This is a genomic window from Alteromonas sp. ABH2_165 (genome assembly GCF_056159945.1).
In genome coordinates this window covers 254,720-279,096 of the sequence record NZ_JBSWWF010000003.1, presented here as the reverse complement: position 1 = coordinate 279,096, position 24,377 = coordinate 254,720, and the positions used below count along the sequence as shown (strand labels likewise).

Genomic DNA, 24,377 nt, shown 5'->3' with positions numbered 1-24,377 from the left:
AGTAAGATTAGCGCGTAGCGATAATATACACCGCATGCACAATACCTGGGATATAACCCAACAAGGTAAGCAGGATATTAATCCAGAACTGCACACCAATACCTACCTGAAGGAATACGCCTACTGGAGGAAGTAAAATTGACAATAAAATGCGAAGAATATCCATAATTTTCCCTTTCTGTTAGTAAATTAACGTCTTACAGCAAGGAGTAGCGAGATTAATGCCACAATGTCAGTAATTTACCAGCACTCGAATTTTAAGCATAAAAAAACCCGGCTAATCAGCCGGGTTTTTTAATTTGGTGCGGAAAGCGGGACTTGAACCCGCACGACCGAAGTCACCACCCCCTCAAGATGGCGTGTCTACCAATTCCACCACTTCCGCAAAATCGTTAATTAATTACTTGGGATATCGCTTTCAGCACTATCCGTTGCTGGTACGTCAGATACAGGAACATCTGAAGCATCTACAGCAGGTACATCATCAACAGGAGCCACTGGCGCTTGTTGTTCAGCGGCTGGAACTTCTAAATCATCCCAGCTATCACCTTGTTTTTCTGCATTTGCAGTGATGTTACCTAAAAATAAACTCAGTACAAAAAACAGCGTAGCCAGTATCGATGTTGTTTTGGTCATAAAATTACCAGAACCACTTGAACCGAATACGGTGTTTGAACCGCCACTACCGAATGAAGCCCCCATGTTTGCGCCTTTACCCTGTTGGATAAGAACGAAACCAATAAGCATCAGCGCTACAATCAGGTAAGCGACTAAAAGCACTTCGTATAACATAATATCCTCGTCAATATGCCGCTTGGCAGATTGCATTAAAATCTTTCGCTTTGAGGCTCGCGCCACCAATAAGACCACCGTCTATATCAGCTTGGCCGAACAACTCTTTCGCGTTATCTGGTTTTACACTGCCACCATACAGGATTTGCATGGAATCAGCGAGCTTACCATCGTAGGAAGCGATAAACTGACGAATGAATGCGTGAACATCCTGCGCTTCCTGTGGCGATGCCGTTACACCTGTGCCGATGGCCCAGATAGGCTCATAAGCAATAACTGCATCACCGAGTTGCGATACCGGAATGCGGTCGAACACGGCTTTAAGCTGCGCTTCCACATACTCGTTAACTTTGCCCGCTTCTCTTACTGAGAGCGGCTCACCGCAACAAATAATGGGTGTTATACCTGCTTCGATTAATTTAGCCGCCTTTTCAGCCACTAATTCACTCGATTCGCCGTGGTCATCTCTGCGTTCAGAGTGGCCAACGATGCAATACTTGCACTCAAAATCGTTGAGCATTGAAACGGATAAATCACCTGTGTGAGCACCGTTGTCGCAAGCACTTACATCCTGAGCTCCAACTGGGATTTCACCCTCTGAGAATTCCGCTATCAGAATACTCGGTGGACATAATGCTACATCCATTAAGGATAAAACTTTAGTATCAAACTCTTTGATAAATTCTTTTACTAAAGAACGGGTTCCGTTCATTTTCCAGTTGCCTGCAACCAGAAGCTTTCTTTTGTTCATATTCACAATAAGACCTAGCCCTGTCTCGAAGCGGGCGTGATATTAACGATTCCCGCTCTATTATACAAGTCCCAAAAACACATTATTTTCGATGAATCAATCAATTGGCCACTTTACGTACAGCATCGGCGATAAATTCAGCCCATTTCAGAGATTGCATCTCATCATCAGACTCAACCATAACCCGGATCAACGGTTCTGTACCACTCTTACGCAGCAATACGCGCCCGGATTTACCCAGTGATGCTTCGGCTTCTGTTACCGAGTCTTTGACAGCCTGGTTTTCGAGGGGATTCGATGCGCTTTCTTCATAGCGCACGTTAATCAGTTTCTGTGGGAACTTCTCGAAGCCACCACTAAGATCGTGCAAGTCCATACCTGAACGCAACATCGCGGTGATAACCTGAAGGCCTGCGACAATACCGTCACCTGTTGATGCAATATTGAGGTTAAGCACATGACCGCTATTCTCACCACCAATTGCCCACCCTTTTTGTTGCAGCAACTCCATGACGTATCGGTCGCCTACCGCACTTCTGGCGAATGGAATACTCAGTTTGCTCAGTGCGACTTCAAGACCCAGGTTACTCATAAGTGTTCCCACTACACCACCAGACAATCGACCTGACTTCAGTGCGTCGCGGGCAATGATGTAAAGGATTTGGTCACCATCAAGCACATTACCTAAGTGATCAACCAACATAATACGGTCGCCGTCGCCATCGAGGGCAAAGCCAAGGTCGGCTCCTGTTTCCAGTACTTTTTCAACGGTGGCCTTCATACTGGTAGCGCCAACTTTGTCGTTGATATTCAACCCATCGGGCTTGGTACCAATTTCGATGACTTCAGCACCGAGCTCAGACAACACATTTGGCGCAATATGGTAAGTGGCACCATGGGCGCAATCGACAACAATCTTCATGCCTTTAAGAGACAAGTCAGAAGGAAATGACCCTTTACAGAATTCAATATAGCGACCTGCCGCGTCGTTGATCCGCGTGGCTTTACCTAACTGATTGGAAGCCACGCAAGTCATTGGCTTATCCATCATGGCTTCAATAGCCAGCTCAATATCATCATCCAGTTTATAACCATCAGCGGAGAAGAACTTAATTCCATTGTCATAATAAGGATTATGGGAAGCAGAAATTACGATACCCGCTTCGGAACGGAAAGTTTTAGTGAGGTAGGCAATAGCAGGTGTTGGCATCGGGCCTAACAAGCCTATATTAATACCGGCTGCTGACAAACCAGCCTCTAACGCAGATTCCAGCATGTAACCAGAAATTCGCGTGTCCTTACCGATAAGCACTTTATTCGTACCGTGACCCGCCAGTATTTTTCCGGCAGCCCAGCCCAATTTGGTGACAAATTCAGGGTTGATAGCACTTTCCCCTACCTTTCCCCGAATACCATCTGTACCAAAATATTTGCGCTGACCCATTTCAGGCTCCTTGGATTATCTTTTGAATTTGTTGAATCTTGTTTACTATTTTTATCGCATCCACGGTTTCTTCTACATCGTGAACACGAATAATTTTTGCGCCCATTTGTGCCGAAATCGTTGCTAATGCAAGACTCCCTGCCAGACGCTGTTCAGTCGGCTTATTGAGCAACTGACCTATCATTGATTTTCGCGACATTCCCACTAATAGCGGGTAACCTAAATGCTGAACACGGTGCATTTCAGCCAGCAGCTGATAATTATGGTCCAGGGTTTTACCAAAACCAAAACCAGGGTCGAGGATAATGTTTGCATCATCAATACCCGCTTGATTGCAAGCATCTACCCGCTCAAGCAAAAAATTGATCACTTCATCTGCAATATCCGTGTATTCCGGCGATGCCTGCATTGAATCAGGTTGTCCCTGCATATGCATCAAACACACAGGCACACCCGCTGCCGCTGAAACCTCAAGTGCTCCTTGCTCCTGCAGAGCGCGAACGTCATTAATTAACCCTGCCCCGGCGTTAACCGATTCACGAATTACAGCAGCTTTGCTGGTGTCTACAGAAATTACCGCTTCGGTTTGACCCGCTAATCTTTCAATTACCGGTATCACTCTATCCAGCTCTTCTTGCTCAGACACTTCTGGCGCGCCAGGACGAGTAGACTCGCCCCCTATATCAATAAAGGTTGCACCGGCTTCTACCATGGCATGCGCGTGGGCGCAGGCCTTTTCAACCGTATTGTGTTTTCCTCCATCAGAGAAGGAATCCGGTGTGACATTGAGTATACCCATTACACGGGCAAGAGAGAGGTCTATTTCGGTATGTTTAAAGTGCATAACGTATATCTATCATTATGAATATATTCAGGAAAACACAAGAGGATTTGTGGGGGTAAAACAAAAAGCGCCAGTAGAAACTGGCGCTTTTAGCTTTTTAGCTTGGCAGGTCGCCGGGCTTTCCTACCGAGGGTTTATTTAAACCATCATCGGTAATTTCACCCTCGCGAGCAGGCTTTCCACCTGGAGGCGTATCGCCACCTTTCGGCGCACGATCATCCCAATCAGAAGGTGGACGAACGTCACGGCGTGCCATCAGATCGTCAATTTGTTTGGCGTCGATGGTTTCATACTTCATTAGTGCATCTTTCATGGAGTGCAGAATATCAATATTCTCTTCCAAAATTTTGTATGCACGGTCGTAGTTAGAATCGATGAAAGACTTCACTTCAGCGTCGATGGCACGAGCCGTGTCATCAGACATGTGGGAAGCTTTAGACATTGACTTGCCTAAGAAAACTTCACCTTCATCTTCTGCGTACAACATTGGGCCCATTTTGGTAGACAGACCCCACTGCGTCACCATCTTGCGAGCAATTTCGGTTGCACGCTCAATGTCGTTTGACGCACCTGTTGTTACCATGTCATCGCCATAGATGATTTGCTCGGCAATACGACCACCAAACAGACTTGAGATCATACTTTCAAGATGCTGTTTAGAATGGCTAACACGATCCTGCTCAGGCAGATACATGGTTACACCCAATGCACGGCCACGAGGAATAATGGACACTTTATAAACAGGATCATGCTCTGGCACTAAACGACCCACAATGGCGTGACCCGCTTCGTGGTAAGCCGTCATGGCTTTTTCGTTCTCAGACATCACCATAGACTTACGCTCTGCGCCCATCATGATTTTGTCTTTTGCTTTTTCGAACTCTTCCATGGCAACCAAGCGTTTATTCGCACGAGCTGCGAATAGGGCCGCTTCATTAACCAGATTGGCAAGATCAGCACCGGAGAAACCAGGTGTACCACGAGCGATAACCGCCGCTTCCACATTGTCGCCAATTGGCACCTTGCGCATGTGTACTTTCAGGATTTGCTCACGTCCACGGATGTCCGGCAGACCAACAATTACCTGACGGTCGAAACGACCAGGACGCAATAATGCAGGGTCAAGTACATCAGGACGGTTGGTCGCGGCAATAACGATAATACCTTCGTGACCTTCAAAACCATCCATTTCAACCAGCATTTGGTTCAAGGTTTGCTCACGCTCGTCGTGACCACCACCTAGTCCAGCACCACGCTGACGACCTACGGCATCGATTTCATCAATGAAAATGATACAAGGCGCGGCTTTCTTCGCTTGTTCGAACATGTCACGAACACGCGAGGCACCCACACCCACAAACATTTCAACGAAGTCAGAACCAGAAATAGAGAAGAACGGTACTTTCGCTTCACCTGCAATGGCCTTCGCCAGCAGCGTTTTACCGGTTCCCGGAGGACCGACCATTAGTACGCCTTTAGGAATTTTACCGCCTAGTTTCTGGAACTTGGAAGGATCGCGCAGGAAATCTACCAGCTCTACCACGTCTTCTTTGGCTTCATCACAACCTGCGACATCAGCAAACGTCGTTTTAATTTGATCTTCACCAAGCAGGCGCGCCTTACTCTTGCCGAATGACATGGCGCCACGGCCACCGCCGCCCTGCATCTGACGCATGAAGAAAATCCACACGGCGATAAGCAGTAACATGGGGAACCATGAAATGAAAATGGAAGTAAGAATAGAAGGCTGTTCAGGTGGCACACCTAATACACGCACATCTTTCTTCACCAAGTCAGAAATAAGCTGGTCATCAAAATACGGGATATAGGTAACGAAAGATTCGCCACTACGTCTGGTACCGCGAATTTCCTTCGCATCACTGTTGATACGAACTTCACGGATATTTCCCTGATTCGCTTCTTTCAGGAATGTTGTGTAATCCGTTTGGTCTTTTGTCGATTCACCAGGAGAAAAACTCTGAAAAACCGACATCAGGACAACGGCGATAACCAACCATAAAATTAAATTTTTTGCCATATCGCTCAAGCTATTAACCTCTAAAAAAACCGGAACATCCGGGGACTAATGACAATTAAATGCCCGTCACGCTTTGATAAATAAGCAAATGCTCTACCATAACGCTTTGCCTTCCCTTTGTTTCCGTACGAAATGCGATCCTTACTTCGTCAAATTACAGCCTACTACAAAATAATGCCTGTAGCCACCTAATACACAGCGAAACCGAGGCGTCAAACGTGCAAGGTGAATTAAGCTGATCACATCGTAATCACTACGTGCTGACCGCCCATTGTGTTCAAAAGTCAGATTAAGAAGACTTCATTATCACAACTTTCCCATAAACATCCGCTAAAACAGCTTAACATCTGCACCGTTTGCTTATTTTTTGGCATTCCGGAGGAATGTCATTGGGATTGTGTCGAAGATGGCGTTAGAATACGTAAATTCAAGACGTAACCTATTTTTAATTGTAAGAAATCCGAATAAATGAAACTTTCAAATAAACAGAAACAATTCCTCAAGGGCCTGGCCCACTCTATGAAACCTGTCGTACAACTCGGCGCGAATGGACTCACTGAGGGCGTTGTGGCTGAAATTGACCATGCCCTTTCACATCACGAACTGATCAAAGTGAAAGTGCCGACAGACGACAAAGAAGAAAAAGCACTCATCATGGACGCCATCATTCGAGAGACCGAGTCTGTAAAGGTACAGGCTATTGGCCATGTACTTATTCTGTTCCGTCCAAGCGAAGAGCGTAAAATTCAGTTGCCAAAACAATAATTCTGTTTTCGCTGAATCATTTGTAACAACTTTGTAAACATATTGGTCCGAGGTAAACTTACGTTAACGTAAACGTTTATCAGGACTCAATATGGTGGAAAAAGTTAATCCCCCTTCAGAAACAACGCCAATGGCAGCTGTTATTACCGGTGGCAGCTCAGGGCTAGGTTTCGCAACTGCACAACGACTGTGTCAACATGGCTATCGTGTCGCCCTTTTCGATATCAACCAGGATGCCGGTAGTGGAGCCGCAGCAAAACTGGGCCCTCTCGCACATTTTTTTGCCGTTGATGTTTGTGATGAACATCAGGTTGCCGGTGCACTTACTGAATTTAAACAAATAGTCGGACACATTAACCTTTGTGTTAATTGTGCAGGCATCGCACCTGCAAAACGTTTGCTCAATCGTGACGGTGAAGCGGTCGCCCTGTCTCACTTTACCAATGTGATTAATATTAACCTTATTGGTACGTTTAACGTGGCCCGGTTGGTAGCACAGACAATGGCAGCACAACAACCTGATGCGCAAGGTGAGCGAGGTGTCATTATTAACACTGCGTCTATTGCTGGCTATGAAGGTCAGATAGGCCAAACCGCGTACGCATCCAGCAAAGCGGCGATTGTCGGCTTGACGCTCCCCATGGCGCGCGACTTATCCGCCAGCGCAATTCGGGTAAACGCTATCGCGCCGGGAATAATGGGAACCCCCATGCTTCTTGCAATGCCAGAGGAGGTGCAGAGCGCACTTGCTGCCAATGTGCCCTTCCCGAAAAGGCTGGGCTTGCCTGAAGAATTCGCTCACTTGGTCATGCATATTGCTGAGAATAGTTACATTAATGGGGAAACCATCAGATTGGACGGCGCATTACGTATGCCACCGAAATAAAAAAGGGGAATGACCTTCCCCTTTCCTTATATTGATTTTCGACTGTGCTAAAGCCCTTCACGCTGTTGCAATGCATACACCGCAAAGCTACCCAACCAATGCGTTCCCTGGTAATTGTTGTCGACTACAGAAGGTAATGCAGAATTAACGTGGGTATCGCCCACCGCTTTTAAATGACCATAAGTGGCTGGAAAGGCTTTTGCCATCCCGTAGAACGTCCACGCACGACTGAAGTTCAAACCGTCAAGATGTACCAGCTTACCATCGCTACGATCGCCCACTTTTGCAGGTGCCAGTGTAAACGCTTTGTCACGCAAGTGAGGTAAGAACGAGTCAGCCCAGGTTAAGAATGTTTTCTCATCCATGACTTTGCGCATCAAGTTGAGTTCTTCAAAGCAAGGAGACAGAAAGTCAAACCCATTAGGTTCCCATGACAGCGGACATTGTTTATCAGTCGCATACCAATCGCTGGCACGATGGGTGATTAAAGCGGCAAGTTCTTTATCACCCACAACCTGAGCGTAGTCGTAAGCCAGTGATAACCCGAACGCCGTGTTGGGGTGTTCCCCAGTGCGAATGGGGTAAACTAATTTAGGTAGAAAACCCTCGAACTTTTCCACCATCAATGTGGTGAGCGGAGCCAGGTTCGTTTCCAGCTCTCTGGCTAACGGGTCGTCCCATTGATGAAGTTCCGCAGCCAGCACCAATAACCAAGCCCAACCATAAGTGCGCTCATAGTTGGCGTTTTCAGGCGTGTGGAAATAAGCCACCTCTTGCTCAATGTTCGCTTGTGTTATGTTGGTTTTGAGGATTTCACGAATTGCCGGCCCTTCACTGATCGTGGGGAAATGACGCAGCAAATTTACTATCATCCAATGGCCGTGCACGCTCGAATGCCAGTCAAAACACCCGTAAAAGGCGGGATGCAACGCTTTGGGCCCCTTCAGGTATTGGTCGTCAGCCAGCACCTGGTTGAGTTTATTGGGGTACTCAACCTGGGTGCAATGTAAAGGCATAGCCGCTAGACGGCTGGCTTCTTCAACAGTTAACGATGGGGTGTTTGCAAACGTTAAGGTGGACCAAACAGACGCAGAAGTGACAACAAAAGCGCGGGTCCAGAATTTCAATGACATCAATGTTCCTTGTTATTATTTATTCATCGTCTCCACCATTCACGATGAGGGCAATATTGTAAAGGCGATTCACCGCATGGTAGTTAACCGTGTTCTTCTTATAGCGGCCTCTGGCAGTCATTGTGCCCGCTTCTTTCTGCATGAGCAGCGTAATAGCATCATCCACCGTTGCCACGGTATAAATATGAAACTGCCCTTTTTTCACTGCATCAATCACCGCTTTATCTAGCACGAGATTAATTGCATTGGATGCCGGGATCACAACCCCCTGATCGCCGGTCAGGCCACGATGCAAGCAAAGGTCGAAATACCCTTCAATTTTTTCATTAACGCCGCCCACGGCCTGCACTTCACCATACTGGTTAATTGAACCTGTCACGGCCAGTGATTGGGTAGCGGGTATTTCAGTGAGGGCCGAGATCAGTGCTATGAGTTCCGCCAGCGAGGCACTATCACCATCGATATGACCATAGGATTGCTCAAGGGCAATGTTGGCAGACAGCGTTAGCGGGAAGTGCTGGGCGTATTTATTGCCGAGATAGCCCGTTAGCAACATCACACCTTTAGAGTGAATTGGCTGCCCTAATTCTACCTCACGTTCAATATCCACCACCCCATTTGCCCCTGCATAAACGGTGGTTGTGATACGAGCGGGCGTACCAAATGCCGTTCCTCCCACTTCCAGCACCGTCAGGCCATTCACCTTACCCACCGCTTTACCTTCCGTAGCAATCAATACGTGGCCTTCCTTGATATCATTTAATAGCGCATGACTTACCCGGCCAGTGCGGCGTTTTTTCGCATTTAGCGCAATTTCAATATGATCCAGTTCTAGGTGGGTATTTTGCTGTTGAGATGCAAAATAGTGCGCCTCATTAATGAGCTCGATAACTTCGGCAAAGTGGGCAGAAAATTTTTGCTGATGTTCTGCCATGCGCAATGAGTATTCCACCAGTCGGTACATAGCTTTAGAAGAAATGCCCGTCATACCGATTTGCTCAACCTGATGACGAACCTTGCCGACAAAATCGAAGACAGACTGGCGGGTTACCGGAATTTCGTAATCGAAATCCACCAGCACCCGGAAAAGCTCATCAAACTCGTCATCGTAATCCTGCAATGTGTAGTACAGATCACGGGAACCGAGCAGGATCACCTTTACATCAAGATCAACCGGTTGCGGGTTCAATGTAATGGCATTCACCATGCCCACATCTTGTTGCGGTAAATCCATTTTTATAGAACCGGATTTAATCGCCAATTTCAATGCGTCCCACACGAAGGGCTGTTCAATCACCTGATCCACATCGAGCAGTAGATAACCCCCGTTAGCGCGGTGAATTGCTCCCGCACGAATCATCCGATAGTTGGTATAAACACTGCCGTGAAGATTAGTATATTCAATTTTACCAAACAGATTCTGATACGTGGGATTTGGCTCGTAGACAACCGGCGCACCATCTTCGAGTTGATGACCAACCAGCACATTGGGTAAATAAAGTTCTTCCAGGTACAGGCGACGGTCCAGTTCATCAGGTTTTTCGTCTTTGCTTTCTTCGGCCAGTAAAGACACGATGGTATCGACCAAATGAGAACGCATATGCCGCAAGGTTTTCAACACACCCAGTTGGCCCGCGTATTTGTGCTCTAGGACTTTGAGCAACGGGCGAATCCCCTGCTCAGCTGTCTTTTTATTAAGCTGGCGTACCCGTTCAGAACTTTCCCGCTTCCAGGCGGGTAATCCTAATAAGCTCTCGCTCAGCCGATTTTCTAAATCGGCAATTAAATCGTAAAAATACTGGCGCTTTTCATCGTCGAGTACGGCGAATTCTTCATCGGTGATGGGCTTACCGTTAACAATGGGAGCAAAGGTGATAGCATTTGATTCGTCGTATAGCGCCACATCATTGGCCTGTGCGTAACGCTCAACGGCATCAATGGCTTCATCGTATCGGCGTTCAAAATCCCGGGAAATGGCCGACTTCTGACGCTGATAGCCAGGATTGTCGAAAGCTGCAGGAAAGGTATCAAGTAAATCATCAATAAGATTACTGATGTCTTTCACCAACGCTTTTCCTTCACCCGGTGCCATTCTCAGTACCGCGGGTTCACGTTCTTCATCAAAATTATTCAGGTAAACCCAATCTTCAGGCGCCGGTAAACTTGCCACCTGTCGTTCAATATAATCTTTTACCAGGGTAAAACGGCCCGTGGCGGGTTCGCCCATTACATAAAGATTATATCCTCGGGTTTTCACACCAAGCCCAAAAGACAAGGCTTCTCTCGCCCGTTCCTGGCCGATGAAAGAGGTATTGACTGCTTCGCTATCTTTGAGCGCTTGATTAATTTGCCGACGATTCAATTCGGGAGAAAGAGAGGGTGCTTGCAATGCTTGCACTGCGCGTGGCGTACTCGAGTCGGTCATAACTTCCTGCTAGTGTTCATTTTATATTTCGGTTGAACTTACCTGTCGACCGGAATTTTTTCGTTCCGGCTCAGCAACACCTTGCTACACATACGTTCAGACACAATTTTAAGGCTAGTGAAGCGCGAAAGATCCCCACTGTCAAACCAAAAACCGGCCAAAAGTGATTATTTTCACCACTCAGGTCAAAATCGTGATGAATCAGCGCTACTTTTGCGCTTTAATGTCAAAAAATAAGATTAAATAACCAACAAAACTCACCAAGAGGGACAATGTATGAAGGCTGTAGCAGGAATTTTTTTCATATTTATTTTATTTCTTGCACCAATTGCCAACGCGAGCCTGGAATCGGTAGCTGACAATGGTTTTGTGGTATCTAACACGGTGACGGTAAATGCGACGCCCGAGCAGTCATGGCATGCCCTTACCGATGATGTCGATAAATGGTGGCCCAAAGACCACAGTTGGTGGAATGGTACGTTCTCCCTAGCGGCCACTGCAGGAGGCTGCTTTTGTGAAACCCGCGATGCGCGGTCGGCAGAGCATATGCGTGTGGTATTTGTTGACCCGGTAAAAACCTTGCGTATGACCGGAGGCCTCGGCCCACTTCAAGGCATGGGCATGTACGGTGCACTAGACTGGCAATTTGGCAAATCGAAGGATGTACCCGGCGCCACCACAATCGCCCTGCGCTATCATGTTCAAGGATACACGGATTCCGGATACGCTGAACTCGCGCCGATAGTCGATCATGTGCAGGGATTACAGCTTCAGGCCCTCGCTGATTTCCTTCAACCAGACGAAACTGACTAAATTCCCACCAGATAAGGATAAAAAGACCGCCTGACTATTGTGGGCGTCTATGGCCGTGGGTTATTCTATGCGGCTAATCACGAAGAGTTTACTACCAACGCGGAAGCCTTATTCACAATGGCCGAAAATCATTACAATCCCAAACAAATTGAACAAGATGTCCAGCAATACTGGGATCAAAACCAATCATTCAAAGCTGTAGAAGATAACGACAAAGAAAAATTCTACTGTCTGTCCATGTTTCCCTACCCAAGTGGACGTTTGCACATGGGTCACGTGCGGAACTACACCATTGGTGACGTAATAAGCCGCTTCCAGCGAATGCAGGGTAAAAATGTACTGCAACCTATGGGCTGGGATGCTTTTGGCCTGCCTGCAGAAAATGCCGCCATTAATAACAATACCGCGCCCGCTAACTGGACCTATTCAAATATTGAATACATGAAACGTCAGCTTAAGTCGCTGGGTTTCGGTTACGATTGGGACCGTGAAGTGGCCACCTGTAAACCAGATTACTACCGCTGGGAACAATGGTTCTTCACCCGCCTGTATGAAAAAGGCTTGGTATATAAGAAAAATGCAACGGTGAACTGGGACCCGGTTGACCAAACTGTACTGGCTAACGAGCAGGTTATCGATGGCCGTGGCTGGCGCTCTGGTGCACTGGTAGAACAAAAAGAAATTCCGCAGTGGTTTATCAAAATCACCGATTACGCCGAAGAGCTGCTTGCTGATCTGGAGAAACTGGAAGAGTGGCCAGATCAGGTTCGTGCCATGCAAGCGAACTGGATTGGCCGTTCTGAAGGCGCAGAAATCACCTTTAAGCTGACCACGCCGGCTGGCGATGTGGAAGAACTGACCGTTTACACCACCCGTCCAGACACCTTTTTTGGTGTAACATACGTTGGCGTTGCGGCGCAGCACCCAATTGCTGAGTTTGCTGCAAAGAATAGCCCTGCGCTGGCGGCATTTATTGAAGAATGCAAAAACACCAAAGTGGCAGAAGCGGAACTGGCCACGATGGAGAAGAAAGGTTGTGATACGGGCCTGACAGCCATTCACCCATTAACGGGTGAAGAGGTGCCAGTGTGGGTAGCCAACTTCGTGCTGATGGGTTACGGCTCTGGCGCAGTGATGGCAGTACCTGGCCACGACCAGCGCGACTGGGAATTTGCCACCAAGTACGACTTACCGATTAAACAGGTTATTGCTCCTGCGGAAGGTGCTGAGAGCGCGTGTGATCTGGCTGAATCTGCTTATACCGAAAAAGGCACATTGATTCATTCTGGCGAATTTGATGGTTTGGCATTTGAAGACGCGTTTAACGCCATTACCGATAAGCTGGAAGCTGCTGGATGTGGCACACGTAAAGTTAACTACCGTTTGCGCGACTGGGGCGTAAGCCGTCAGCGTTATTGGGGTGCGCCTATTCCCATGCTGAACCTGGAAAACGGTGAAAGTGTTCCGGTTCCGGCAGACCAGTTACCGGTGGTACTGCCTGAAGACGTTGAAATGAATGGCGTTACCTCACCGATTAAAGCCGATCCGGAGTGGGCGAAAACCACGTTTAATGGCGAGCCAGCGCTCCGTGAAACTGACACTTTCGACACCTTTATGGAATCGTCGTGGTACTACGCTCGCTACAGCTGTGCGCAAAATGGCGATGCCATGCTCGATCCTACCCAGGCAAACTACTGGCTGCCGGTTGATCAGTATATAGGTGGTATCGAACACGCCATTCTTCACCTGCTTTACTCACGCTTCTTCCACAAGTTATTGCGTGACGAAGGTTTAGTTGATTCTGACGAGCCGTTTAAGCGCCTGCTGTGTCAGGGCATGGTACTGGCCGATTCATACTTCAGTGAAGACGAAGCCGGCAAGAAAACCTGGTATTCACCGCTGGCCGTTTCCACCGAGAAAGACGACAAAGGGCGTATTGTTAAGGCCTGGCTGACAGAAGACGGCACGCCGGTTGAGCATGGCGGCATGACCAAAATGTCGAAATCGAAAAACAACGGTATCGATCCACAAGCTGTTATCGACCAATACGGTGCCGATACCGTACGTCTGTTCACCATGTTCGCCGCGCCACCAGAGCAAACACTGGAATGGGTAGACTCAGGTGTTGAAGGGGCTAACCGGTTCCTTCGACGTATCTGGAAGCTGGTTAATGAACACCTAGAAGCGTGTGACAGCCCAGCTGCGGTAGATGCTTCTGCTCTATCAAAAGATCAACAAGCACTGCGTCGTGAAGTGCATAAGACCATCGCTAAGGTGTCTGATGATTTAGGTCGTCGTCAAACTTTCAACACGGCTGTAGCAGCGGTGATGGAACTGCTTAACCACCTACAAAAAGCACCACAAGAAAGCGACACAGACCACGCCGTCATGCGCGAAGCAATTGAATCAGTGCTTCGCCTGCTTAACCCAATCACACCACACATCAGTCACAGCCTGTGGCAGGCACTGGGTCATACCACGCCGGTTGAACAGTCTGGCTGGCCACAAGCCGACGCAAAAGCCCTGGTGGAAGATGAAAAACTCATCGTGGTACAGGTTAACGGTAAAGTGCGTGCGAAAATTACTGTCGCCGCTGATGCCGCGAAAGACGCCATCGAGGCCGATGCGCTGGCTCAGGAAAACGTACAACAATTTATCGATGGAAAAACCGTGCGTAAAATAATCGTTGTTCCCGGTAAACTTGTGAACATTGTGGCGAACTAATGAAAGCACTAGTCAGAGGTCTGTTTTTCGCTGCTGCCACGCTGGTACTTACCGGCTGTGGCTTCCACCTACGCGGCAACGAAACCTTGCCGCCCACGGTGAACTATGTGGCAGTGACATCCGCGCAGTCCCATGCGCCGCTTGCCCGTGCACTGAAAAAGCAACTGTCAGTTTATAATCTGAAAGGTGGCAACCTGAAAGACAGCCCTTCTGAAAATATGGCGGTGCTCATTGATATTCAGCCTGAACAATTAGAACGCCGACTGCTATCGTTGTTTGCTACTGGTCAGGTAGCGGAATATGAGCTGATTTACGGGGTACGTTACACTGTGACGTTCCCCGGTAAAGCGCCCCTGCCCGCCTATTTTGAAGTGCTTCGAGACTATCAGGACGATCCTCAGCAGGTTCTTGCAAAGTCCAGAGAACTCGAATTGGTACTCAGCGAGATGCGTGAAGAGGCTGCCGACAAGATTATTCGACGTATAGCCAGCCAGTCAACCCGCGCTGTCGCGGAATAACGGCGCATTATGCAAGTCTACCCCAACCGTTTTAATCAGGAATTACAGCGAGGTTTAAAGCCTTGCTACCTGCTGTTTGGTGATGAACCACAACAGAAATTTTCAATGATTGAAGCGCTGCGGGAAAAAGCCAAAGCGGAAGGTTTTACCGAACGTACCGTGTTTGTTGCCGATAGTGGCTTCAGCTGGAGTCAGCTTATTGAGTCAACACAATCGTTGTCACTATTTGCCTCTCAGCAATTAATAGAGCTGGAATTGCCAACCGGTAAACCAGGCACCGAAGGCAGTCAAACCTTGCAAGCCATTGCGCCCAACCTGGGCCAGGACATACTGCTTTTGGTGCACGGTCCTCGCATTGGAAAAGACGTTCAAAAAGGTAAGTGGTTCAAGGTATTGGACGACATTGGCGTGCACAGTATCTGCTATCCCCTCGAAGGCAACAACCTCAACAGTTGGATTCAGCAGCAACTTCAGCAAGCTAAACTTAACGCAGATGCAGCGTGCGTTCGCATGATTGCCGACATGTGTGAAGGCAATATGCTCGCGGCCAGTCAGGAAATTCAAAAACTGTCGTTAGTGTTTTCAGGGCAAACCATCACCCCAGAACAAGTGGAAGCGGCGATTGTGGATCAATCCCGTTTTAACGTGTTTCAGTTGGTGGATGTCATGCTAGGTGGAGAACAGCAGCGTTGTATTAAGATGCTCTATCGCCTGGAAAGTGAAGGTATTGAGCCGAATATTTTGATTTGGGCGCTGGTGCGGGAATGGCAAACGCTAACCCTATTACAGGACCAGTTAAAATCGGGGCAACAAATTCAGTGGATGAAATTGGGCATATGGAAAAACCGCCAGGCGGTTTACCAGTCGGCGTTGAATAGGCTTACACCCGCGCAGATGAAGCACATTCGCCAGGAACTCGAACAAGCTGATCTCGCCTTTAAGCAAAACACCGTTGTACGTCCCTACGTAAAACTTGCGCATCTTTGTATGCTGTTTATGGGCGTACCACTAGGTCACCTGCCGGTAATGGAATATGCCCTTTCGCCTACTGGTGGGATTTAAGTTAAACTTCGCTATAGTTTAGATGTAACCAAAAACTAATTTTTGTGTGATTTGAGGAGAACTTTTGGACAGTAATCAGTTCAAACAATTCGTGTTAGATAAGATTGACGACATGAAGGCCCGCGACATCATCGAACTTGATGTAAGCGGTAAATCATCAATTACCGATTTGATGATCATCTGTTCCGGTAATTCAAAGCGCCATGTTATGGCCATCGCAGATAATCTGCATGTTGAAACCAAAAATGCCGGTCACGCTCCGTTAAGCGTGGAAGGTAAAGAAACCGGTGAATGGGTACTGGTAGATTTAGGCGACATTATCGTTCACGTGATGCAAGACGAAGCCCGCGATTTCTATCAGTTAGAAAAACTCTGGGGTTAATCTTAACGAAAACGGGAAAGCATTTTCCCGTTTTTGTTTTTGCTCGTTGTTTTCAGTAGCTAACGAAAAACCGGGAAGTTGTAGAACGGTGAAAATACAGATTGTAGCAGTCGGAACGAAAATGCCGGATTGGGTAACCAAAGGTGTGGATGAATTTATCCGACGCTTTCCTGCCGATATGCCGGTGAGTTTTACAGAAATCGCTGCCGGCAAACGGGGTAAAAATGCCGATATACCTCGTATTTTGCAAAAAGAAGGCGAAGCAACACTGGCTGCAATACCCAAAGGCAACCGCATTGTAACGTTGGAAGTGACCGGTAAACCCTGGGATACCCCGCAACTCGCGCGTCAACTCGACGCCTGGAAAATGGACGGCCGGGATGTCAGCTTATTAATTGGTGGTCCTGAAGGTCTGGCGCCAGAATGCATTGCGGCTTCTGAACAGCGTTGGTCTTTATCGAATCTCACCCTTCCCCATCCATTAGTGCGCATCATTGTTGCTGAGAGCCTGTACCGCGCCTGGTCAGTCACTCAAAATCACCCTTACCACAGAGAGTAGCCATGGCCCGTAAACGTCAGGCTATTCGTGATCACTCAGCTGAAGCTAACCTGTTTGCCCGCCGGGCTGCGGTTTCGCTGCTTATCGTTATAGCCATGCTCGGCATTGTAGTGAGTAATCTGTATGTCTTACAGGTAGAAAAACACGATGCGTACCAGACACGATCGAACGGCAACCGTATCAAGGTATTACCCATTGCCCCAAATCGCGGCCTTATTTACGACCGAAATGGCATTTTGCTGGCTGAAAACCGCCCGGTATTTAGCCTCGAAATTATCCCGGAAGAAGTCGACGATTTGGAAGCGACGTTAGATAGCCTCACCTCGCTCATGGGCATCACGCCAGAAGAGCGTGAGAATTTTCAAAAAACCTATCGCGGCCAGCGTCGATTCAAACCCATCACCCTGCGAACCCAGTTAAGTGAACAGGAAGTGGCGTTATTTTCTGCACAACAACATCATTATGACGGTGTGTCTGTGGAGGCGCGTCTTTCCCGTTACTACCCCTACGGTGAAACCCTCACGCATGTGTTAGGTTACGTGGCGAAAATCAACAAAAAGGACTTACAGAAGCTTGTCGAAGCAGGACAAGAAGCCAACTACGCTGCCACCTACGACATCGGAAAGCTTGGCGTTGAAAAGTATCATGAAGAAGAACTGCATGGTCAGGTTGGCTACCAGCAGGTAGAGGTAAACAGTCAGGGGCGCATCATCCGCACATTGAGTATTGATCCCCCCGTCCCCGGCAAAGACATTGTGTTAAATATTGATTTAGCACTTCAGTTGGCGGCGAAAAAATCCCTCAATGGGCAACGCGGTACCGTGGTGGTATCTTCGCCACAAACAGGCGGTGTACTGGCCATGTACTCAAGCCCAAGTTACGACCCCAACTTATTTGTTCACGGCATAAGCAGTAAAAACTACAGTGCGCTATTAAATTCACCTGATCGCCCGCTGATCAACCGTGCGACACAAGGACAATATCCCCCCGCGTCCACCATTAAACCACTGTTGGGTCTGGTGGGTCTGGAAGATGGCGTGATCACCCCGAAAACCACCATTAACGACACCGGTCGCTACCGGTTACCCAATGTAAAACACGTGTGGCGAGACTGGAAAAAGTGGGGCCATGGCAAGGTAAATGTGGTGCGGGCCGTTATGCAATCCTGTGACACCTTCTACTACGACTTAGCCTACAAACTCGGTATCGATAGAATTAGCGAGTCCATGTCTGAATTCGGCTTCGGCGAATATACGGGTGTGGATTTGTACGAAGAGTCAGATGCCAATATGCCGAGTCGAGGCTGGAAAAGAGCGCGCTTTAATCAGCCTTGGTATATCGGTGACACCATTCCTGTGGGCATAGGCCAAAGCTACTGGACTGCCACTCCCATCCAACTGAATCAGGCCATTAATACACTGATTAATCATGGCGAGCGCTACGTGCCGCAAATCATTATGGGCTTTATGGGCGATAAGGGTGAGGTCATTGAAGAACCGTTGAAAACCTGGCGACCGATTGCTGTAAAGGAAAAGAAAAACTGGGATTTAATGCTCGAAGCAATGCATAAAGTGAATCACGACGAAGAAGGTACGGGCCGCCGTTCTTTTTCCGACGCACCTTATCAGTCGGGCGGGAAGTCGGGTACGGCCCAGCTGTTCTCGGTCGCCCAAAACGAGTCTTACAAAGAAGAAGAAGTATCTGAGCACCTTCGTGACAACGCTATGTATGTGGCGTTTGCGCCATTTGAACATCCGGAAGTCTCCGTTGCCGTTGTGGTAGAAAACGCCGGTGGAGGCAGCTCAAATGCGGCCCCGGTAGCCCGTCATGTTATCGACTTTTTCTTTCGCGAACGGGATTTTATGGACCCAGATTATGTTCCCCCTGAGCAGCAAGGCCAGGAGGTAGGCCAGTGAAACGTACCCAGTTAAAACAAAATCAATCGACGTTGCTGGAACGCTTACATATTGACGGCTGGTTACTGCTTGGCTTGCTGGTGTTGATGGTGGTGGGTTTGTACACCCTCTACTCAGCATCCGGTCAGGATATGGGCCAGATGGAGCGACAGTTCACCCGCTTGGGTATTGCCATGGGCGTCATGTTTGTAATGGCGCAAGTGCCGCCCATGGCCTACCGACGCTTATCGACGTACGCGTATATCGCAGGATTGCTCATGCTAATAGCTGTACTGTTATTTGGTGATGTGGGCAAAGGTGCACAGCGCTGGCTAGATTTAAAATTTGTGCGTTTTCAGCCCTCGGAACTGATGAAATTGGCCGTGCCGATGATGGTCGCCTGGTACATCAGCAAATTTACCCTACCGCCCAAACTCATGCAGATTGGTATTGGTTTCGCTCTAGTTATCGTACCCACCATTTTAATTGCCAAACAGCCTGATTTAGGTACTTCGCTGTTGATTGCCAGCTCCGGGATTTTCGCCATTTTCCTTGCCGGAATGAGTTGGAAACTGATCGGGTTTGTGGCCGCCCTCGCCGGGGGCTTTACGCCCATTATGTGGTTTTTCCTGATGCAGGATTATCAGAAACAACGGGTTACCACATTTTTGAATCCCGAATCTGATCCTCTGGGCTCTGGGTACCATATCATTCAGTCACAAATTGCCATTGGCTCTGGCGGCCTCGAAGGCAAAGGCTGGCTGCAAGGTACTCAGTCACAACTGGAATTTCTGCCAGAACGCCATACCGACTTTATCTTTGCGGTTTTCAGTGAAGAATTTGGCCTGGTTGGCGTACTCGCACTGCTGGCAATTTACCTGTTTATCATTATCCGCGGGCTGATTATTGCCAATCGGGCGCAGGACGCCTACAGTAAGTTATTAGCAGGCTCTATCACCCTCACCTTCTTTGTTTATGTATTCGTAAACATGGGCATGGTGTCAGGATTATTGCCTGTGGTCGGCGTGCCCCTGCCGCTGGTGAGTTTCGGCGGAACATCAATGGTGACTTTGATGGCAGGTTTTGGCATTCTGATGGCAATCGGTACACAAAAAAGATTCTTATCCCGATAAACTATGTGCGCTAAAAATTGGTTATTGCTTATTCTGGCAGTACTCGTAACGGGCTGCCAGTCATCCGGTCGCTATGCTCAGCACAGTGATTCGGCTCCCACGTTTGTCTACGACGAACCGGACTACATCGATGCTGATCCTCAGTATGAGCCTTATCGCGAGTGGAATTCCCGTCCTTATGAGGTACTGGGTAAGCGCTATTTCCCGCTGTTAACCGGTAAAGGGTTCGTCGAAACCGGGCAAGCGTCTTGGTATGGCCAGAAATTTCATGGCCACCTCACATCCAATGGCGAAACCTACAATATGTTTTCTATGACGGCGGCACACAAAACGCTGCCGCTGCCCTCTTATGTAAAGGTCACCAACCTGAGCAACGGTAAAACTGCCATTGTGCGGGTGAACGACAGAGGCCCATTCCACTCCGACCGTATTATTGATTTATCGTACGCCGCCGCGAAAAAGCTCGACTACCAACAGCATGGTACGGCGCAAGTGAAACTGGAAGTCATCCATTTTGATAAGAATAATCAGGTCACGGTAGGCAACCAACCAACGGTTTCTTACCAGGAGTATGCCGGCATTGTTCCCCTGCCCGTTGAGCCAGAGCCTGAAGAAATCACAGAACCAGAAGGTTGGTATATTCAGGTGGCCGCGGTTAGCGACGCAGAGCGAGCAAAAAGTGTGTCTACGGTCTTATCTCAGCTTTATCAGGTTCCTGCTGAAATTCCCCTTGTTGATAACGTGTATAAGCTTCGACTTGGCCCATTAGCTGACCGCTTCCAAGCCCGCATGCTGCTCGATGACTTAAAACAAAATGGTTATCCGGGTGCCTATTCAGTGGGCGCGGCATTGTGAGTATTCAGCAAATGTGGCGCTCATCTGGCAATTCAGTGTTATTCCTGTGGAATCCATCGACGAGCGCTGTATTTCGGTAAACTTTTTGGGTAAAACCTAGTCCAAGCGGAACGCTTACGTTAAAATTCTCAAGATTGTCTTAAATATAAAAACGGTAATTGAAATTCCCATGCATAAAACTATAAACCGCGCTAAACCGACTTTCATGACCGCCATGATCCTCATGTTGCTCATGACCTTTGTTGCCAAAGTTCAGGCAAAGGTTGTCATTCCACCGCCACCAAAAGTGAACGCGAAAGCGTTTATTATGATGGACAACGAAACGGGCTTTGTGATTGCCGAAGAGAATGCTGACGAGCAACTCTACCCTGCCAGTCTAACCAAAATGATGACTACCTACGTCATTGGTAAAGCACTGGAAGCCGGAAATATCAGCATGGACGACATGGTGCCAATTTCTAAAAATGCATGGGCAAAGAATTTCCCGGATTCTTCCAAAATGTTCATCGAAGTAGGCACTGAAGTAAAAGCCTCTGATTTGATTCGCGGTATTATCATTCAGTCAGGTAACGACGCTTGTGTGGCCATGGCAGAACATGTAGCCGGTTCAGAAAGCGCGTTTGCCAGCATGATGAACGCATACGCGCAATCTTTAGGTATGACGCACTCTCACTTTGTAAACAGCCACGGTCTGCACGACCCTGAGCACTATGTTACTGCCCGCGATATGATGCTGCTATCTCAGGCACTGGTTTCAGAAACCCCTGAAATCTACGATATCTACAGTGAAAAAGAATTCAGCTATAACGGCATCAAACAGCACAACCGTAACAGCCTGCTGTGGGATCGTAACCTGGACGTAGATGGCATTAAAACCGGCCATACTTCAGATGCGGGATACAGCCTCATTACTTCTGCGGTTGATCCAAAGCAAAATGGCCGTCGCATTATCTCTGTGGTCATGGGAACAGAAAGCATTTCTGCCCGTAACGAAGAAAACCGCAAACTGCTGCGCTACGGTTTCGACTTCTATGAAACGGTAACACCTTACAAAGCCGGTGATAGCTTTGTATCGCACCGCATTTATATGGGTGACCGTGAAACGGTAGACCTTGGAATTAACCAATCTACCCCCATTACCATTCCTAAAGGTCAGGCGTCGAATTTACAAGCAAACTTCGAACTCGATAAGAAACTCGAAGCACCGCTCGCGAAAGGTCAGGTTGTAGGTAAGCTGTATTTGCAACTCGATGGTGAAGATGTGGCGGAGTACCCGCTTGTAGCGCTGCAAGAAGTTAACGAAGGTGGCTTCTTCGACCGTGCTTATGATTACCTGATGCTGCAGCTTGGTTGGGGTGAAGAATAACCACCAACAGGTTGTGCTAGTTCATAAGCGGCCAGATTGTTATAATCTGGCCGTTTTGTTTATTTGAAGATGTAAGGAAGTCGTAATGGATACCCGTTTCGATGAATTGCTGGACTTTCCCTGTTTCCAGACTTTTAAAGTGATGGGCGTTGCCCACGAAGATTTACCGCAAATGGTAGTAAGCTGTTTGCAAACCCATGCGCCTGGTGACTATTCACCGACAGTAAAACCCAGTGCCAAAGGTAATTATCACTCGGTGTCGGTGAGTGTAAAGGTAACCAGTAAAGAACACATGGAAACCATTTACACTGAATTGGCGAAAGTTGAACTGGTACGGGTTGTTCTGTAAGTGATAGCACCATCCTACCCGGTGATTGTTCGCCAACTACACCGACGTCCGTATGAGCCTATCTGGCACGATATGCAGCGCTTCACTGATGAAAGAGGCAGTGAAGATACCGATGAAATTTGGCTGGTTGAGCATGATGCTGTATTCACCCAGGGGCAGGCAGGAAAGGCTGAACATATTTTGATGCCCGGTGACATTCCGGTTGTTAATGTGGACCGCGGCGGTCAGGTTACGTACCATGGCCCAGGCCAGCAAGTTATGTACCTGATGTTGAACATAAAACGTCGCAAATTGGGCGTACGCGAACTGGTCACAGCGATGGAAAATGCGGTTATTGCTTTGTTGGCCGACTTCAATATTACTGCGTACGCCAAAAAAGACGCCCCCGGCGTTTATGTGGATGAACGAAAAATTTGTTCGTTAGGATTGCGAATTCGTAAAGGCTGCTCGTTTCATGGACTGGCGCTCAATGTTAATATGGACTTAGCGCCGTTCGATCGAATTAATCCTTGCGGTTATGCCGGTATGGAAATGATTGATACTGCGCGTCTGTCAGGCCCCCAATCACTCAGTGATGCCGGCCCTGCCCTGACGCAACACCTGCTGAATATATTGAATATCAGCGAGGTCATAAATAAAGAAGGTTTTGATGAGTAACGCACGTCCTAAAGCCGGAGTTAAGCTCCGCGATGATGAGAAAGTAAAACACATTCCTATCACCATTATTCCTACTGAAAAGGAAGAAATGTTGCGTAAGCCGTCGTGGATCAAGATTAAGCTGCCACGTACGACAGATCGCATCGACGAGATTAAACAGACACTGCGTAAAAACAAACTGCACTCTGTGTGTGAAGAAGCCTCCTGCCCCAACCTGGCTGAGTGTTTTAATCACGGCACGGCAACCTTTATGATCCTCGGTGATATCTGTACCCGTCGTTGTCCGTTCTGTGATGTGGCCCACGGTAAACCCCTTCCGCCTAGCGCTGAAGAACCAGAAAAGCTGGCGAAAACCATTGCTGAAATGAAGCTGAAATACGTGGTAATTACGTCCGTAGACCGGGATGATCTTCGTGATGGCGGTGCGCAGCATTTTGTCGACTGCATTAACGCCATTCGTGAACACAGCCCTGCCACAACTATTGAGGTGCTGGTTCCGGATTTCCGTGGTCGTATGGACCGCGCACTGGAAATCTTTAAAAATGGCGTACCAGATGTATTCAACCACAACCTGGAAACCATCCCTCGTTTGTATCGCGAGTGTCGTCCCGGCGCAAACTATCAATGGTCGTTGGACTTGCTGAAGAAATTCAAAGCGCAACACCCTGATGTGAAAACGAAGTCCGGCTTGATGATGGGCATGGGCGAAGAAAACGAAGAAATTGAAGGTGTGCTGCGGGACTTGCGTGCCCACGATGTAGACATGCTGACATTAGGGCAATACCTGCAACCGTCACGTCACCACTATCCCGTAAAACGTTACGTGCACCCTAACGAATTTGATGCGCTGGGCGATTACGCTAAAGACATTGGTTTCGTTCACGCTGCCTGTGGCCCTATGGTGCGTTCAAGCTACCACGCAGACCAACAAGCTGCCGGTAAAGAAGTTAAATAATTTATCGCCTGCTACAAACACAAAACCCGGC

General features: G+C 48.1%; 23 protein-coding genes and 1 tRNA gene. 15 read left to right on the top strand and 9 right to left on the bottom strand.

Going from position 1 to position 24,377, the window contains the following annotated elements; all coding sequences use genetic code 11:
- Positions 1 to 7: 7 nt before the first annotated feature.
- The 7 genes from ACXAFQ_RS08535 to ftsH all read right to left on the bottom strand — a co-directional run bounded on the left by ACXAFQ_RS08535 (position 8) and on the right by ftsH (position 5,878).
- The gene (locus ACXAFQ_RS08535) at positions 8 to 166 is read right to left on the bottom strand and encodes a YqaE/Pmp3 family membrane protein (RefSeq protein WP_070124117.1); all 159 of its coding nucleotides are present in this window, start codon (positions 164 to 166) and stop codon (positions 8 to 10) included.
- 134 nt (positions 167 to 300) lie between these two features.
- Positions 301 to 385: transfer RNA gene (locus ACXAFQ_RS08530), tRNA-Leu, on the bottom strand.
- Positions 386 to 396: 11 nt separating this feature from the next.
- Positions 397 to 792 (bottom strand): preprotein translocase subunit SecG, encoded by a 396-nt coding sequence (gene secG / locus ACXAFQ_RS08525; RefSeq protein WP_474820031.1) that lies wholly within the window; start codon positions 790 to 792, stop codon positions 397 to 399.
- 10 nt (positions 793 to 802) lie between these two features.
- Positions 803 to 1,549: a triose-phosphate isomerase gene (gene tpiA, locus ACXAFQ_RS08520; protein WP_474820027.1), complete on the bottom strand. Its 747-nt coding sequence runs from the start codon at positions 1,547 to 1,549 to the stop codon at positions 803 to 805.
- Between the two features lie 94 nt (positions 1,550 to 1,643).
- Positions 1,644 to 2,987: a phosphoglucosamine mutase gene (glmM, locus tag ACXAFQ_RS08515; protein ID WP_474820022.1), complete on the bottom strand. Its 1,344-nt coding sequence runs from the start codon at positions 2,985 to 2,987 to the stop codon at positions 1,644 to 1,646.
- Between the two features lies 1 nt (position 2,988).
- Complete coding sequence (gene folP, locus ACXAFQ_RS08510; protein WP_474820017.1) at positions 2,989 to 3,831, bottom strand: dihydropteroate synthase; 843 nt, start codon at positions 3,829 to 3,831, stop codon at positions 2,989 to 2,991.
- A 97-nt stretch (positions 3,832 to 3,928) separates the two neighbouring features.
- The gene (gene ftsH / locus ACXAFQ_RS08505; RefSeq protein ID WP_474820013.1) at positions 3,929 to 5,878 is read right to left on the bottom strand and encodes an ATP-dependent zinc metalloprotease FtsH; all 1,950 of its coding nucleotides are present in this window, start codon (positions 5,876 to 5,878) and stop codon (positions 3,929 to 3,931) included.
- A 459-nt stretch (positions 5,879 to 6,337) separates the two neighbouring features.
- Here ftsH and yhbY point away from each other — a divergent pair, with 459 nt between their 5' ends.
- Together yhbY and ACXAFQ_RS08495 are read left to right on the top strand one after the other, a co-directional pair.
- Entirely contained in the window at positions 6,338 to 6,634 is a 297-nt protein-coding gene (gene yhbY / locus ACXAFQ_RS08500) for a ribosome assembly RNA-binding protein YhbY (RefSeq protein WP_474820008.1), read from the top strand.
- 91 nt (positions 6,635 to 6,725) lie between these two features.
- Positions 6,726 to 7,520: an SDR family NAD(P)-dependent oxidoreductase gene (locus ACXAFQ_RS08495; RefSeq protein WP_474820004.1), complete on the top strand. Its 795-nt coding sequence runs from the start codon at positions 6,726 to 6,728 to the stop codon at positions 7,518 to 7,520.
- A gap of 47 nt (positions 7,521 to 7,567) precedes the next feature.
- On the opposite strand, the gene ACXAFQ_RS08490 is transcribed toward ACXAFQ_RS08495, so the two are convergent.
- Entirely contained in the window at positions 7,568 to 8,653 is a 1,086-nt protein-coding gene (locus tag ACXAFQ_RS08490; RefSeq protein ID WP_474820001.1) for a DUF2891 domain-containing protein, read from the bottom strand.
- Positions 8,654 to 8,672: 19 nt separating this feature from the next.
- Complete coding sequence (locus ACXAFQ_RS08485) at positions 8,673 to 11,078, bottom strand: Lon protease family protein (RefSeq protein ID WP_474819998.1); 2,406 nt, start codon at positions 11,076 to 11,078, stop codon at positions 8,673 to 8,675.
- Positions 11,079 to 11,354: 276 nt separating this feature from the next.
- Between ACXAFQ_RS08485 and ACXAFQ_RS08480 the strand changes: the two genes are divergently transcribed.
- The 13 genes from ACXAFQ_RS08480 (at position 11,355) to lipA (ending at position 24,346) form a co-directional block, all read left to right on the top strand.
- On the top strand, positions 11,355 to 11,891 hold the full coding sequence (locus tag ACXAFQ_RS08480; RefSeq protein ID WP_474819996.1) for an SRPBCC domain-containing protein: 537 nt from the start codon (positions 11,355 to 11,357) through the stop codon (positions 11,889 to 11,891).
- 117 nt (positions 11,892 to 12,008) lie between these two features.
- Positions 12,009 to 14,615, top strand: a complete 2,607-nt coding sequence (gene leuS, locus ACXAFQ_RS08475) for a leucine--tRNA ligase (RefSeq protein ID WP_474819991.1) — start codon at positions 12,009 to 12,011, stop codon at positions 14,613 to 14,615.
- Positions 14,615 to 15,133 carry an LPS-assembly lipoprotein LptE gene (locus tag ACXAFQ_RS08470; RefSeq protein WP_474819987.1) on the top strand — a complete coding sequence of 173 codons (519 nt, stop codon included), beginning with the start codon at positions 14,615 to 14,617 and terminating at the stop codon, positions 15,131 to 15,133. The genes leuS and ACXAFQ_RS08470 overlap by 1 nt, the downstream gene beginning before the upstream one ends.
- A gap of 9 nt (positions 15,134 to 15,142) precedes the next feature.
- Positions 15,143 to 16,195 (top strand): DNA polymerase III subunit delta, encoded by a 1,053-nt coding sequence (gene holA, locus ACXAFQ_RS08465; protein ID WP_474819985.1) that lies wholly within the window; start codon positions 15,143 to 15,145, stop codon positions 16,193 to 16,195.
- Between the two features lie 64 nt (positions 16,196 to 16,259).
- Entirely contained in the window at positions 16,260 to 16,577 is a 318-nt protein-coding gene (rsfS, locus tag ACXAFQ_RS08460) for a ribosome silencing factor (RefSeq protein ID WP_070124181.1), read from the top strand.
- A gap of 88 nt (positions 16,578 to 16,665) precedes the next feature.
- Positions 16,666 to 17,136, top strand: a complete 471-nt coding sequence (rlmH, locus tag ACXAFQ_RS08455; protein WP_474819978.1) for a 23S rRNA (pseudouridine(1915)-N(3))-methyltransferase RlmH — start codon at positions 16,666 to 16,668, stop codon at positions 17,134 to 17,136.
- Positions 17,137 to 17,138: 2 nt separating this feature from the next.
- A complete protein-coding gene (gene mrdA / locus ACXAFQ_RS08450; protein ID WP_474819973.1) occupies positions 17,139 to 19,052 on the top strand; it encodes a penicillin-binding protein 2 in 1,914 nt (637 codons plus the stop codon).
- Positions 19,049 to 20,164, top strand: coding sequence for a rod shape-determining protein RodA (gene rodA, locus ACXAFQ_RS08445; protein ID WP_474819970.1), 1,116 nt, complete (start codon positions 19,049 to 19,051; stop codon positions 20,162 to 20,164). Before mrdA ends, rodA begins: the two co-directional genes overlap by 4 nt.
- Positions 20,165 to 20,167: 3 nt before the next feature.
- Positions 20,168 to 21,019, top strand: a complete 852-nt coding sequence (locus ACXAFQ_RS08440; protein ID WP_474819967.1) for a septal ring lytic transglycosylase RlpA family protein — start codon at positions 20,168 to 20,170, stop codon at positions 21,017 to 21,019.
- Positions 21,020 to 21,188: 169 nt separating this feature from the next.
- The gene (locus ACXAFQ_RS08435) at positions 21,189 to 22,385 is read left to right on the top strand and encodes a serine hydrolase (RefSeq protein WP_474819964.1); all 1,197 of its coding nucleotides are present in this window, start codon (positions 21,189 to 21,191) and stop codon (positions 22,383 to 22,385) included.
- A gap of 85 nt (positions 22,386 to 22,470) precedes the next feature.
- The gene (ybeD, locus tag ACXAFQ_RS08430; protein WP_070124191.1) at positions 22,471 to 22,734 is read left to right on the top strand and encodes a DUF493 family protein YbeD; all 264 of its coding nucleotides are present in this window, start codon (positions 22,471 to 22,473) and stop codon (positions 22,732 to 22,734) included.
- Positions 22,735 to 22,806: 72 nt separating this feature from the next.
- Positions 22,807 to 23,391 (top strand): lipoyl(octanoyl) transferase LipB, encoded by a 585-nt coding sequence (gene lipB, locus ACXAFQ_RS08425; RefSeq protein WP_474820367.1) that lies wholly within the window; start codon positions 22,807 to 22,809, stop codon positions 23,389 to 23,391.
- Entirely contained in the window at positions 23,384 to 24,346 is a 963-nt protein-coding gene (gene lipA, locus ACXAFQ_RS08420) for a lipoyl synthase (RefSeq protein WP_474819960.1), read from the top strand. Before lipB ends, lipA begins: the two co-directional genes overlap by 8 nt.
- Positions 24,347 to 24,377: the final 31 nt, after the last annotated feature.

Bases quoted from the DNA above. Each gene is read 5' to 3' on its own strand.
- ACXAFQ_RS08535 (WP_070124117.1), bottom strand. From the start codon at position 166: ATGGATATTCTTCGCATTTTATTGTCAATTTTACTTCCTCCAGTAGGC.
- secG (WP_474820031.1), bottom strand. From the start codon at position 792: ATGTTATACGAAGTGCTTTTAGTCGCTTACCTGATTGTAGCGCTGATG.
- glmM (WP_474820022.1), bottom strand. From the start codon at position 2,987: ATGGGTCAGCGCAAATATTTTGGTACAGATGGTATTCGGGGAAAGGTA.
- folP (WP_474820017.1), bottom strand. From the start codon at position 3,831: ATGCACTTTAAACATACCGAAATAGACCTCTCTCTTGCCCGTGTAATG.
- yhbY (WP_474820008.1), top strand. From the start codon at position 6,338: ATGAAACTTTCAAATAAACAGAAACAATTCCTCAAGGGCCTGGCCCAC.
- ACXAFQ_RS08495 (WP_474820004.1), top strand. From the start codon at position 6,726: ATGGTGGAAAAAGTTAATCCCCCTTCAGAAACAACGCCAATGGCAGCT.
- ACXAFQ_RS08490 (WP_474820001.1), bottom strand. From the start codon at position 8,653: ATGTCATTGAAATTCTGGACCCGCGCTTTTGTTGTCACTTCTGCGTCT.
- ACXAFQ_RS08485 (WP_474819998.1), bottom strand. From the start codon at position 11,078: ATGACCGACTCGAGTACGCCACGCGCAGTGCAAGCATTGCAAGCACCC.
- ACXAFQ_RS08480 (WP_474819996.1), top strand. From the start codon at position 11,355: ATGAAGGCTGTAGCAGGAATTTTTTTCATATTTATTTTATTTCTTGCA.
- leuS (WP_474819991.1), top strand. From the start codon at position 12,009: ATGGCCGAAAATCATTACAATCCCAAACAAATTGAACAAGATGTCCAG.
- ACXAFQ_RS08470 (WP_474819987.1), top strand. From the start codon at position 14,615: ATGAAAGCACTAGTCAGAGGTCTGTTTTTCGCTGCTGCCACGCTGGTA.
- holA (WP_474819985.1), top strand. From the start codon at position 15,143: ATGCAAGTCTACCCCAACCGTTTTAATCAGGAATTACAGCGAGGTTTA.
- mrdA (WP_474819973.1), top strand. From the start codon at position 17,139: ATGGCCCGTAAACGTCAGGCTATTCGTGATCACTCAGCTGAAGCTAAC.
- ACXAFQ_RS08440 (WP_474819967.1), top strand. From the start codon at position 20,168: ATGTGCGCTAAAAATTGGTTATTGCTTATTCTGGCAGTACTCGTAACG.
- ACXAFQ_RS08435 (WP_474819964.1), top strand. From the start codon at position 21,189: ATGCATAAAACTATAAACCGCGCTAAACCGACTTTCATGACCGCCATG.
- ybeD (WP_070124191.1), top strand. From the start codon at position 22,471: ATGGATACCCGTTTCGATGAATTGCTGGACTTTCCCTGTTTCCAGACT.
- lipB (WP_474820367.1), top strand. From the start codon at position 22,807: ATGCAGCGCTTCACTGATGAAAGAGGCAGTGAAGATACCGATGAAATT.
- lipA (WP_474819960.1), top strand. From the start codon at position 23,384: ATGAGTAACGCACGTCCTAAAGCCGGAGTTAAGCTCCGCGATGATGAG.